The sequence below is a fragment of the Flagellimonas spongiicola genome (assembly GCF_023502425.1).
Classification (GTDB): Bacteria; Bacteroidota; Bacteroidia; order Flavobacteriales; family Flavobacteriaceae; genus Flagellimonas; species Flagellimonas spongiicola.
The window spans coordinates 414,969-427,447 of the sequence record NZ_JAMFMA010000002.1 but is presented as its reverse complement, the minus strand read 5'-3'; the positions used below and the strand labels follow the sequence as shown (position 1 = coordinate 427,447).

The following is a 12,479-nucleotide window of genomic DNA, read 5'->3' as shown; positions in this document are numbered from 1 at the left end:
TTTATTGGATGGCATTTTGTTTATTTTTGAGCCTTATTGAAAATAGCACTTATGGAAGTTCAGGGAAGAATTAAAATGATTGATGAAACCAAAACCTACGGTAATAACGGTTTTAGGAAAAGAGAAATTGTGATAACCACAGAAGAACAATACCCTCAGCATATTTTAGTGGAGTTTGTTCAAGATAAATGTGATTTACTGAACAGTTATAGTGTCGGTCAACAAGTGAAGATCAGCATCAATTTAAGAGGTAGGGAATGGGTAAATCCACAAGGTGAGACCAAATATTTCAATTCCATTCAAGGTTGGAGAATTGAAAACTTGGAAACTGCCCAACCTGCTGGTGATATGCCACCAGTTCCACCAATGGAAGCCTTTGAACCTGCCGATGATATCAATGAGGAAGATCACGACGATTTACCTTTTTAATCCATTTTGGCACTTACTCGGGTTATAGAAAAAGTGTTTAAAAGGTATTTGCCTTCACCTTTTACTATTGCCATATTATTAACGGTCGTTACCGTGATCTTGGCGCTTTGTTTTACCGAAAACAAAGAAGGTCATAATCATGTGGTGACCGTTCTTTCGTATTGGGAATCTGGAATTTGGAACAATGGGCTTCTGGTTTTTGCCTACCAAATGATGCTCATTTTGGTTTTAGGACATGTATTGGTACTAAGCAAACCAATGGAGAAACTGATCTTGGGAATCACAAGTTTGGTGAGAACCACTTCCAGCGCGGCTGTACTGGTGGTTTTACCAACAATGTTGGTTTCCTTTTTCAATTGGGGATTGGGGCTCATTTTTGGTGCTATTTTAGCTCGTAAGGTGGGTGAGTATGCGCAGGCGAACAATATTCCAATAAACTATCCATTAGTAGGAGCAGCTGGATATGGTGGACTGATGGTTTGGCATGGCGGTATAAGTGGTTCCGCACCAATTAAGGCTTCAGAAGAAGGGCATGTGCAAGAATTGATGCAGCATGTAACCAACAGTCAATTGTTGGAACAATTACCAGACATCATATCAACATCATCAACAGTTTTCAGTGCATGGAATTTGATACTCTTCACAGTTGTGGCGCTTTCTATCACTTTTGTGGTTCACTGGATGGGGAAAAAGACAGAACCAACAAAACTACATCTCAAGGAGTATCAATTTAAATCGGTTGATTCGGAAATTGTGGAGGGAGCGGAGCGATTTGACCGCTCCACATGGATGTCCACGATATTCGGATTACTACTTCTAGCTACATTTTTTATTCAGTATTTACCCGGATTGATTAAACTTAATATCACTCCGAACATGCTTAACTTTTTTATGTTGGGATTGGCAATTCTATTGCATGGAAGTTTCAAGAGCTTTTTGAATGCAGTGGAAGAAGCCATTGGGGATACTGCCGGTATTTTAATCCAATTCCCGTTGTATTTTGGTATTATGGGGATTATGGCAAATAGCGGGATGATCAATGGGATTTCGGATTTTTTCGTTTCCGTGAGTAATACCACCACGCTTCCAATATTTACATTTATTAGTGCAGGATTGGTCAATATTTTTGTGCCAAGTGGCGGTGGTCAATGGGCGGTTCAAGGTCCGTTGGTATTAGAATCCGCTTTGCAATTGGGTGTGCCCCTACCAAAAGCTGTTATGGCATTGGTATATGGTGATCAGATTACCAATATGCTACAACCCTTTTGGGCTTTGCCACTGTTGGGCATTACAAAATTAAAGGCCAAGGAAATTCTCCCCTATACTTTGGTATTCATGCTAGTCGGTAGTGTTATTTACATTGCAGGACTCCTTATTTGGTAATACATTTTCAGTAATTTTAAAGGAAAATTGTGCCATGGAAAAAGACAGTAACAACTTTCCATTGTATTTCATTGGGGAACGATTGGAGTTTCCATTACCGGATATGGCTAATGAAGATGGACTACTTGCCGTAGGGGGCGATCTTTCGCCTGAACGGTTATTGGCCGCCTATAAAAATGGAATTTTCCCTTGGTTCAATGACGATTCCTTGATTTTATGGTGGAGTCCGGACCCAAGAATGGTCTTAATACCAGAAGAAGTTAAAGTTTCAAAAAGTATGCGAAAATTAATTCGGGAAAATAGGTTTACCCTCACCCAAAATACCTGCTTTGATCGTGTGCTGGAACATTGTGCACATGTAAAGCGCAAAGATCAAGAGGGTACATGGATTACACCAAATATGAATTTGGCTTATAAGGAATTGTTCAATAGAGGAATTGCGAAATCTTTTGAGGTATGGGAAAATAATGAACTAATTGGCGGGCTCTACGGTGTGGATTTAGGCCATGTTTTTTGTGGAGAGAGCATGTTCAGTTTACGACCCAACGCTTCAAAGTATGCGTTCATTAAATTGGCGGAACATTGTCAATTGAACCACTATAAACTCATAGATTGCCAAGTTCATACTGCTCATTTGGAAAGTTTGGGGGCGAAGCTGGTGCCAAGGGATGATTTTCTGGCCAAATTAAAGGGATAGTTGTGCGCTGGTTAGAAAGAAGAGGATGTTCAATGGATTTTTCGCACCATAATTTTCCAAGCGATATTCCAATCCTCCCAACAATTTGAATCCTTTTTGAAGTTGCCAACCTATTTGTGTGTTCAATCGAATATCGAATTCAGGACGTGAGGTTTTAGCAAAACTGCCAAGTTGTTCTATGCTTGCAACAAAGAAAGGTTCGCCAATATCTACTTTTTCACCAACCAAAGGGAAATCGGAGGTAAATCTATACCGGAAACGATGGATGGTTGAATTCCTGGTAATGCGCTGTTCCGAACGAAATCGATGACCATACCGAACAACAAGTGGCCTTACTGTTAAATTGTATTGCTGGGTAAGGCGCAGTTCGTTGGACCCTCCATCAAAAATATCCCTGAACCGATATTGGATACCTAGTGCAAGACTTTGATTATCCTGAATTTCAAACTTTGAAAAATGCACCATGTCCAATTGCCGTCCCCTAAATCCAGAGTTTCCTTCTTCAATGAGATATGCGCGATGTGCCACGGAAAAATTATGAGTATAAAAACTACTAACCCTATAATTAAGCGCAACTTGCGGTTGCCAATAACTGGTAAAATTTTCTTGACCTTTCACCAATATTGGAATTAAGAATAGAAGCAGAATAAACCGCCAATCAATAGAGGATATGTTCATAATTGGCAGGGAAGGATTTGCGAAGCCGGATTAAATCCCCGTTAGCATCAAATAGTGCTTCATAATGTTGGTAACCCTTGGTTTCTTTGGTAGAAAAAACCAATTCGTAGTTGATGTAAGGAAGAATGAGATTTTGAAATGCATCTTTCAACACCATTTCCGTTTTCCTTTCTTGTGAGGGGTATTGCTGTTGTATTTTTCGAATCCGATGTTTTTCGAATTTCCTATTCAGTTGTGCATTTATATTTTCCCAACTTAGTTCAGGAACATCTGTGGGTTGGATAATGAATTCGACATCTTCCAATTTTCCCTCAATATCAAATTCCACACTATAATGGAGTTTTCCTTTTTTAAATTTCAACTCAAAGCTTTGCTTTAAGCTATCCGTTTCCTTATAAAAACGAATCCGCTTTGCATTATCCATATATGTTGAAACCAAATCAAATGCTTCACTTGGAAACTCGGATTTTGAAATACGAACTTCTTTTTCATACTTATTTTGACCAACAATAGCGTTGAAGCTCAATAGAAAAACAACCAGAGAAGGAAATTTATACTTCATGATATCTAATACAAGAAATTTCGTGGTCATTTAACATACCGGTCGCCTGCATAAATGCATAAATCACCGTACTTCCAACAAATTTAAACCCGCGTTTTTTCAAATCTTTGCTTATTTGATCTGAAAGTGGAGTTGTAGCTGGACAATCCTTATAATTTTCCCATTTGTTCTTAATGGGTTTATGATTGACGTAATTCCAGATGTAGGTGCTAAAACTTCCAAATTCTTCTTGCACTTGCATAAAAGCTATTGCATTGGATATGGTAGCATGCACCTTAAGTTTATTTCTTATGATTCCTGCATCTAAAAGCAAGGCATCTATTTTGGCTTGTTGATACTTTGCAATGGTTTTAAAATCAAAATTGTCAAACGCTTTTCTGAAGTTTTCACGTTTTCGAAGTACCGTTATCCAGCTCAGACCTGCTTGAAAGGTTTCAAGTACCAAAAACTCAAATAAGGTATGGTCGTCTTTCACGGGGACCCCCCATTCTTCATCATGATAGGCCTCATAAAGTGAATCGCCTAAACACCAACCACATCGATGTTTCTCCATAGTAAATTTCGCTTTCGATAAAGATAGCGGAATTGTGATGTAATTGATTTAGCGGTAGCTTTTTGTTATAACGATTTTCTTAATTCTCCATTTTCCAAGGCATCTTCTGCATTAGCAGTGAATGTGTTGTAAACCCTGAAAAATTTCTTCCCATCTTTTCGTTTCAAAGTGATTTTGGTTTCTTTTCCATAGCTTATGTCGGTAATAACGACGGCCCGATCGCTTAAACTTGACATATCAGCAATTCCCCCTCTTTTTATGATAAAATTCTTCCTGGGTACATCCACATATTTATAATGTGATCCGGCAGGCTCACCCAAAACCAAAACATCTCCAACCTCGAGGGTTGAGATATTATTTTCTTGTGCTGATGCGGTAAAAAGTGCAAAAACACATGCAATAACAGTACAGATTTGTTTCATTTTCGTCAGATTTTGTTTAACAGATTAAAAATCAGTCAATTTCTTTAAAATACGCATTTTAACTGACTTACTCAAGTGTAGGAAAGCAAATTTGCGTCTGTGAAAATAACGATTCGAATCAAAAATAACTTAAACACTTTTGTTAAAGTGTGTTAAACCATCAATATATGATAGTAATACTATTAAATTTGAGTGCAATTGATTAAAATAGTACGCCATGGATAGATTAATGCAATCCATTAAAATTGGAATTAACGAAAAGATCTATGTGAAAGATCCGGAATCATCAGACCTAGGGAAACGTATTGTTGAGCAAAGTATTTTGATGATTGATGAGATGGGTTTTGAAAGTTTTACATTTCGAAAACTAGGCGATCGGATAAACTCCAATGAAAGTTCCATTTATAGGTACTTTGAGAACAAGCATAAATTATTGCTGTACTTAACATCTTGGTACTGGGGGTGGTTAGAATACAAAATGGTGTTCGCCACAAACTCCATTTCCGAACCACATATCAAACTTAAAAAGGCCATAGAGGTCCTTACTCAAACTGTGAAAGAAGATATTTCGTTTTCGCATGTCAATGAAATTCTGCTGAATAAAATTGTTATCAACGAATATTCGAAGTCCTATTTGACCAAAGAAGTTGATCAGGAAAACAAGGAGGGATATTTCGTGATCTACAAAAGATTGGTCAACCGTCTTCAAGAAATAATTATAGCGGTGGATAAGGATTATCCATACCCTTCTAGCCTTGCAAGTACAGTACTTGAAGGATCATTGCATCAATATTTCCTTAGGGAGCATTTCCCTAAGTTAACGGATTGCAATGCCTCCGTTACCCCGACCCAATATTTTACTGATTTAGTTTTTAGAGCCTTAAACCATAACGACAATGGCTGAAATGGTCCTCACCGCTTGGCAACGATTAATGGGTTTACTGGCATTGGATAAAAAAGACATCCTTCAGATTTTCTACTATGCAATCTTTGCTGGGGTAGTCAATTTATCACTACCTCTTGGGATTCAGGCTATAATTAACTTGATTCAGGGAGCCCAAGTAAGTACCTCCTGGATTGTGTTGGTTATTTTGGTAACCTTGGGAGTTGCCTTCGCAGGAACTTTACAATTGATGCAGATGCGCATCATAGAGAATGTTCAGCAAAAAATATTTACAAGATCCTCTTTTGAGTTTGCCTATCGATTTCCTAAAATCAAGATGAACGAACTTCGGAATTATTATCCGCCGGAGCTGGCAAACCGATTTTTTGATACGCTTACGGTACAAAAAGGGCTTTCCAAAATATTGATTGACTTCCCTGCGGCTTTCTTGCAGATTGTTTTTGGGTTGTTGTTATTGTCGTTCTATCACCCGTTTTTCATAATCTATGGACTTCTATTGGTGCTATTGATTTATGTGGTGTTCAAATTTACAGCGCAAAGAGGATTGGAAACCAGTTTGGATGAATCGAAGAACAAATACAAAGTCGCCCACTGGATTCAGGAAGTGGCCAGATCATTGGTCAGTTTTAAATTATCCGGAAAAACAAGTCATGCACTTGATAAGAACGATACGCTCGTAGCAGATTATCTAGATGCCAGGGAAGGGCACTTTAAAGTTCTTGTTTTGCAGTTCATCCAGATGATTGGCTTTAAAGTCCTAGTTACCGCAGGTCTGTTGCTAATTGGTGGCTTGTTGGTACTCAATCAGGAAATGAACATAGGACAGTTTGTTGCTGCAGAAATCATCATCATTTTAGTGATAAGCTCAGTTGAAAAAATGATTTTGGGCCTTGAAACATTCTACGATCTATTAACCTCTCTGGAAAAATTAGGTCAAGTTGTAGATAAAAAGTTAGAGCCGCAAGATGGTGAAAAACCATTCGAAAAGGATCAAGGATTTACCGTGGAATTACAAGATGTGAGCTATCATGTTCCAGACAGGGATAAGAAGATAATAGATGATGTCTCGTTAACGATTTCCCCAACATGTACCATTTTACTCCAAGGGTCCAGTGGATCAGGAAAATCTACGCTGCTACGATTGATTGCAGGTATTTTGGAGCCGGATAATGGTAAAGTATTTGTGAATGATGTAGCTCTGCAAGGGATGAATCTCAACTACTACCGTTCCCATTTAGGTCAATCCCTTAGCGAGGAAACACCTTTTGAAGGCACATTATTGAACAATATCACTTTTGGAGATGCAAACGTAACTCAGGAAGATGTGTATTGGGCCTTGGAAAAGACTGGGTTGACCCAATTTGTTAAGGAACAACCCCAAGGACTGAATACCGTACTTTATCCAGAAGGAAGACAAATCCCCTATGCCATATCCAAAAAGATTGTGTTGGCAAGAAGCATTGTACGTAAACCAAAATTATTGGTTTTAAAAGACCCTTTAGATCAATTTGGGGAAGCTGAGGCAGTAACCATCATGGATTTCTTAACGGATCCAGCCAATGGATGGGCCTTGGTTATTGTAAGCGAAAATCCAAAGTGGATAGAGCGCTGTGGAAGGATCATAACCATGGAAAAAGGAAAAATAACGAACGAAAAATAAAGTCATGCTGAATATATCGCCCAACAAATTAAATGAAAAGGTGGATTTGAGCGTATACAAAGCGGCTCAAAAAGTCTTTGGCAGGAGGCACAATAAACATTTTAACCGATTGCTGACGGTGTTTTCCGTAATCACATTGATTGTAATGTTCTTGCCTTGGACGCAGACCATCTCCGGAAAGGGATTTTTAACCACCCTAAAGCCTGACCAACGTCCACAAACAATACAATCGCCAATACCAGGAAGAATAGAAAAATGGTTCGTTCGGGAAGGGGATTTTGTGGAGAAAGGGGATACCATTCTACATATATCAGAGGTAAAGAGTGAGTATTTTGATCCGAATCTAGTGGAAAGAACCGGCCAGCAGATTAAGGCTAAATCCATGGCTGTTACTTCCTATCAGGAGAAGGTTAAGGCTTTGAATAGCCAAATACAGGCTTTGACCACTGAAAGGCAACTAAAATTGAGACAAGCCAAAAACAAGTTGGTGCAGTCTAAACTTAAAGTGGAGAGTGACAGTATTGATTTGGAAGCTGCCAAGACAAACATCACAATTGCAGAAAGACAGTTTAATCGGATTGCACAATTGGAAAAAGAGGGCTTGAAGGCATTGACTGATGTGGAAGAAAAAAGATTAAAACTTCAAGAGACCCAAGCCAAGTTGATATCACAACAAAACAAATTACTGACCAGTAAGAACGAAGTCATTAATTCTGAAGTTGAAATCAATCGTGTTCAAGCCGAATATACCGATAAGATATCGAAAGCACGAAGCGATATGCTCACCGCGCAATCCAATCAATTTGATTCTGAAGCACAAGTAACCAAATTGGAGAACCAATACACCAATTACGAAATCCGAAATAGCATGATGTTTATTCGGGCTCCGCAAAGTGGTTTCATCAACAAGGCTTTGCAATCTGGTATAGGTGAAACGTTTAAAGAAGGTGATCGTTTGGTGGGTATCATGCCTGCAAAATATGATATGGCTGTTGAAACTTATGTAGAACCCATAGACTTGCCTTTGATTCACATAGGAGAAAAGGTCCGGATTCAATTTGACGGCTGGCCCGCAATTGTATTCAACGGCTGGCCCAACGTTTCGTTTGGAACGTTTGGGGGTGAAGTAGTGGCTATTGAAACCTTTATCAGTGATAATGGAAAGTATAGGGTGCTATTGGCTCCTGATGAGGAAGATGGTGTGTGGCCAGACGCCTTGCGGGTAGGTAGTGGTGCAAATACCATTGCTTTGTTGAATGATGTGCCCATTTGGTTCGAGTTATGGAGACAATTAAATGGCTTCCCACCAAATTATTATCAACCGCAAAATAACATGGCCAATGTGGGCAATAAATAAATCTCTAGTATTTGTTTTCGCATTCCTCTTGTCTGCGGTGTCTTATTCACAGCAAGATACCTTATTGTTGGAATTTCGGGAATATTTAGGCTATGTCAAGAAATACCATCCCATTGCTAAGCAAGCACAGCTTACTATTGCCATTGGGGAGGCTAATTTAATGAAAGCTCGTGGGGGCTTCGACCCTAAAATCGAGGTGGATTATGAACGAAAGGAATTTAAGGGAACCGAATACTGGGACCGACTGAATACCACATTTAAAATACCTACATGGTTGGGTATTGAGTTAAAAGGGAATTTTGAACAAAACCAAGGGGATTTCATTAATCCAGATGAGACCCTACCAGTGGACGGCCTTTACAGCGCAGGAGTTTCCATGTCACTTGCAAGGGGTTTTTGGGTCAATGAGCGAATGGCCACATTACGCAAGGCCAAGTTCTTCCGAGAGCAGTCCAAAGCAGATCAGGATTTGGCAGTTAACGAAGTACTCTTCAGGGCTTCTCTGGCTTATTTTGATTGGCTTCAGGCCTACCTTGATTTTAAAGTATACGATGCTTTTGTGTTAAATGCAGAGCAACGATTTGACGGAATAAAGCAGCGTGCAGCAATTGGTGATATGGCGGCAATTGATACTGTTGAGGCAAAAATTGCTTATCAGAGTAGATTGCTGGGCAGGGAACAGGCCAAGGTCAAATACATGAAAAAGTCATTGGCACTATCCAATTTTTTATGGATCAACGACATTCCTGTAGAATTGCAAGAGGAAGTGATCCCAGACACCCAATTGGATACCAAAGTGGATTTGGCATTGCAAATCAATGAGCGGCCCCTGGACAGTTTTACGCTGGAAAATCATCCCAAATTACGCTCACTTAATTATAAAATTGATGGATTGGTTGTAGATAAAAGGTTAAAAGCAAACAAGTTGTTACCTAAGCTGGATGTAGAGTACAATTTTCTGACAGAGACACCAGATCAATTGAATTCGTTTGTAACTGATCAGTTTAAAGGAGGAGTGACCTTTAGATTGCCCTTATTTCTAAGAAAGGAAAGGGGCGATTTAAAATTGGCCAAATTCAAATTGAGGGATGTTGAATTTGAAAGGGACAATGCTGAAGTGGAAATCTTTAACAAAGTCACGGCACTTTACCGTGAATTGGATTCATTTACGGTGCAAAACCAACTCACAACTGAGATTGTCTCCAACTATGGGAGTTTGCTTAGAGCTGAAGAACGCAAGTTCTCCCTTGGTGAAAGTTCAGTTTTCTTGGTTAATTCGAGGGAAAGCAAGCTGATAGATGCAAATCTTAAACAAAATGAGGTTCAGAATAAATTTCTGCACACCAAAGCAAAATTGTTCAAGAGTTTGGCCATAAACCCTATTGATATTTAAATCAAGTTATGCCGCAGGATAAAAGTAGGTTGATGACGACGAAAAAGACCAAATCAGGTAGAATCTTGAAGGATTCCTTCTTTATCACTATTGGAATCTTCGCTGCTGCTTTTGGCCTTGAAAGCTTCCTATTGCCCAATATTTTTATTGATGGTGGCGTAACTGGAATCTCATTGTTGATTTCCGAAATCACGCAAGTACCCTTGTGGTTGCTCATCGTTATAATCAATCTTCCCTTCATTTTCATGGCATACAAGGTGATAGGGAGACAGTTTGCGCTAAAAACAGCAATTGCGATTTTAGGTTTGGCGTTAACACTTTTGTTTGTTGAATTTCCAGAAGTAACCCAGGATAGATTGTTGGTCGCTGTTTTTGGTGGTTTTTTCTTGGGTGCCGGAATTGGGTTGTCAATTCGGGGAGGTGGGGTATTGGATGGAACAGAGGTTTTGGCCATATTCTTAAGTAAAAAATGGGGATTGAAAATTGGGGACATCATAATTCTCATCAACGGGGTTATTTTCTTAGCGGCTGCTTATTTGTTGTCCATTGAATCCGCTTTGTATTCCATGCTTACCTATTTGGCAGCTTCCAAAACATTGGATTTTGTTGTGGAAGGGATCGAGGAATATACTGGAGTCACCATTATTTCCAAACAAAGCGAGGAAATACGTAAAATGATTGTGGAAAAAATGGGAAGGGGACTTACCATATATGAAGCTAAAGGTGGCTATGGCAATCATGGGGAGCAAAACGAATACAATGTTATTTATACCGTCATTACACGATTGGAAATTCGCAAACTCCACATTGAAATAGATAAAATAGACAGTACTGCCTTTGTGGTTATGAGCAGTATTAATGATACCAGAGGAGGAATGGTTAAAAAACGGTTTTTGGGTTCTTAATTTCAGGTTAATCATTCCGATAATTGGGTTGAACTACCTGATTGTAAGGTTTGTTGAAAAAAACCAACCAATGACAAAAATCAGATTTAGGGTGAAAATGCTGAGCTAAATTTGAAAAAAATCTTATGGAAGTACTAAACGGAAATACACAGAAAGCTACATTGGACTTGGTTCAAAAAGCTATTGCAAAAGGGATGGACTACACAGCTTACAGGACTTTAGTTGGTGAATTGGCGGAGGCTAAACAAACCACTGGTCCAGAGCAGTTGGAATCATTGATAAATTACACGGAACTAAACAACCGTCGTATGAAGCGATGGGATAAGACCATTAAGCTTTCGGATGTAGCCAAAGCTAAAATTGCAAAAGTTGACAAGAAATTGGTCTTTTTGGTTCTTAGCGAAAGTTGGTGTGGTGATGCAGCCCCAAGCTTGCCAGTGATGAATAAGATTACGGAGTTGAATCCAAATATTGAGTTTAAAATTGTACTGCGGGATGATAATCTTGAATTGATGGATCAATTTTTGACCAATGGTGGCCGTTCCATTCCAAAGTTATTGGTATTGGACAAGGCGCAAAAGGATATCATTGGTGAATGGGGTCCAAGGCCAAGTATTGCAACGGATATGGTTCAAGCTTATAAATTGGAACATGGAGCATTGGATTCTGCATTCAAACAAGACCTTCAGGTTTGGTACAATAAGGACAAGGGCCAAAATATATTGGAGGATTTATTGGAATTACTTCCCTTGGAATAAATAGGTGATTGTACCTATTTGCGAAGATTTGGTAGATGGGCTGAACCTGGCCTTTTGGGCATAAGTAATTGCATTTTCAATAAGGCAGTAGTTATTGGTACCGGAGCTTTTGTCATTGAAACTGGCTTCCGTTACATAACCGTTAGTATCTACCTTGATATTTATGACCACTTTTCCACCCTCTATACAAGTATATATTGGAGGAGGTAATGCATACGCGTTTCGTTCAACCAAAGAGAATGAGATTGAAGTCCTTCTATCTTTGAGATGATTGGTGAATTCTTCTTTTTGGGCTTCTCGCTCTCCTAAAAGCTCTTTCTTCTCTTCCCTTTTTGCAGCGAGCTCTTTCAATTGATTGGCAAAGTCGCTGTCCGAATTTGAAAATTCACCATCTTCACTACTCAACGCCCTTTCCTCCATAAGTTCTTCCAAGGTTTTCAATGGCTCTGGATTTCCTATGGTAGGTTTTGCCGTTTCATTGAATGCCATATGGCTTTTAATAGGCTCATTGTTGGCCAGTTCCTCTAAACGCTCTTCCTCTTCTTCCAACAACTCTTGAATATCCTCATCCGCCAGACTCATTTCAATAACATACTCTTCCTCCTTCATCCCGCCCAAATGAATGTTGAAAAGCAACAATACCATTATGGACATGGAGAAAAAAGTTATTACTAACGATAACTGGTTTCTGTTCAAGTTCATGGTGCTAAATAATAACCACTTTTTTTTAAAAATATTTTATTGACAACCGTTCAATAAAACGCTTGTTTAAAAGGTA

General features: G+C 39.1%; 14 protein-coding genes. 9 read left to right on the top strand and 5 right to left on the bottom strand.

The features are described from left to right. The first annotated feature begins 51 nt into the window (after window positions 1-51). From M3P19_RS08110 to aat, 3 genes are read left to right on the top strand one after another with little or no spacing between them, the layout of a single operon-like run. Window positions 52-429 (top strand): DUF3127 domain-containing protein, encoded by a 378-nt coding sequence (locus tag M3P19_RS08110; protein ID WP_249657160.1) that lies wholly within the window; start codon window positions 52-54, stop codon window positions 427-429. A 6-nt stretch (window positions 430-435) separates the two neighbouring features. Then, entirely contained in the window at window positions 436-1,812 is a 1,377-nt protein-coding gene (locus M3P19_RS08105) for a short-chain fatty acid transporter (protein ID WP_283777924.1), read from the top strand. Between the two features lie 34 nt (window positions 1,813-1,846). Continuing rightward, the gene (gene aat, locus M3P19_RS08100; RefSeq protein ID WP_249657158.1) at window positions 1,847-2,509 is read left to right on the top strand and encodes a leucyl/phenylalanyl-tRNA--protein transferase; all 663 of its coding nucleotides are present in this window, start codon (window positions 1,847-1,849) and stop codon (window positions 2,507-2,509) included. Here the strand turns inward: aat and M3P19_RS08095 are convergent. From M3P19_RS08095 to M3P19_RS08080, 4 genes are all read right to left on the bottom strand, one after another. After that, window positions 2,498-3,187 (bottom strand): DUF2490 domain-containing protein, encoded by a 690-nt coding sequence (locus tag M3P19_RS08095; RefSeq protein ID WP_249657157.1) that lies wholly within the window; start codon window positions 3,185-3,187, stop codon window positions 2,498-2,500. The two genes, aat and M3P19_RS08095, sit on opposite strands and share 12 nt — an antisense overlap. Continuing rightward, entirely contained in the window at window positions 3,168-3,749 is a 582-nt protein-coding gene (locus M3P19_RS08090) for a hypothetical protein (protein WP_249657156.1), read from the bottom strand. Before M3P19_RS08090 ends, M3P19_RS08095 begins: the two co-directional genes overlap by 20 nt. Then, a complete protein-coding gene (locus tag M3P19_RS08085; protein ID WP_249657155.1) occupies window positions 3,739-4,302 on the bottom strand; it encodes a DNA-3-methyladenine glycosylase I in 564 nt (187 codons plus the stop codon). Before M3P19_RS08085 ends, M3P19_RS08090 begins: the two co-directional genes overlap by 11 nt. A gap of 65 nt (window positions 4,303-4,367) precedes the next feature. After that, window positions 4,368-4,724: a dihydroorotase gene (locus M3P19_RS08080; protein WP_249657154.1), complete on the bottom strand. Its 357-nt coding sequence runs from the start codon at window positions 4,722-4,724 to the stop codon at window positions 4,368-4,370. 217 nt (window positions 4,725-4,941) lie between these two features. Between M3P19_RS08080 and M3P19_RS08075 the strand changes: the two genes are divergently transcribed. From M3P19_RS08075 to M3P19_RS08050, 6 genes are all read left to right on the top strand, one after another. Continuing rightward, entirely contained in the window at window positions 4,942-5,628 is a 687-nt protein-coding gene (locus M3P19_RS08075; protein WP_249657153.1) for a TetR/AcrR family transcriptional regulator, read from the top strand. Next, window positions 5,621-7,288, top strand: a complete 1,668-nt coding sequence (locus tag M3P19_RS08070; protein ID WP_249657152.1) for a peptidase domain-containing ABC transporter — start codon at window positions 5,621-5,623, stop codon at window positions 7,286-7,288. The genes M3P19_RS08075 and M3P19_RS08070 overlap by 8 nt, the downstream gene beginning before the upstream one ends. Before the next feature lie 4 nt (window positions 7,289-7,292). Further along, window positions 7,293-8,645 carry an HlyD family secretion protein gene (locus M3P19_RS08065; RefSeq protein WP_249657151.1) on the top strand — a complete coding sequence of 451 codons (1,353 nt, stop codon included), beginning with the start codon at window positions 7,293-7,295 and terminating at the stop codon, window positions 8,643-8,645. Continuing rightward, window positions 8,629-10,038 carry a TolC family protein gene (locus tag M3P19_RS08060; protein ID WP_249657150.1) on the top strand — a complete coding sequence of 470 codons (1,410 nt, stop codon included), beginning with the start codon at window positions 8,629-8,631 and terminating at the stop codon, window positions 10,036-10,038. The genes M3P19_RS08065 and M3P19_RS08060 overlap by 17 nt, the downstream gene beginning before the upstream one ends. A gap of 32 nt (window positions 10,039-10,070) precedes the next feature. Continuing rightward, window positions 10,071-10,943, top strand: a complete 873-nt coding sequence (locus M3P19_RS08055; RefSeq protein ID WP_249657149.1) for a YitT family protein — start codon at window positions 10,071-10,073, stop codon at window positions 10,941-10,943. 125 nt (window positions 10,944-11,068) lie between these two features. Then, window positions 11,069-11,701, top strand: a complete 633-nt coding sequence (locus M3P19_RS08050; RefSeq protein WP_249657148.1) for a thioredoxin family protein — start codon at window positions 11,069-11,071, stop codon at window positions 11,699-11,701. On the opposite strand, the gene M3P19_RS08045 is transcribed toward M3P19_RS08050, so the two are convergent. Next, a complete protein-coding gene (locus M3P19_RS08045; protein ID WP_313791619.1) occupies window positions 11,684-12,355 on the bottom strand; it encodes an energy transducer TonB family protein in 672 nt (223 codons plus the stop codon). The two genes, M3P19_RS08050 and M3P19_RS08045, sit on opposite strands and share 18 nt — an antisense overlap. Window positions 12,356-12,479 lie beyond the last annotated feature (124 nt).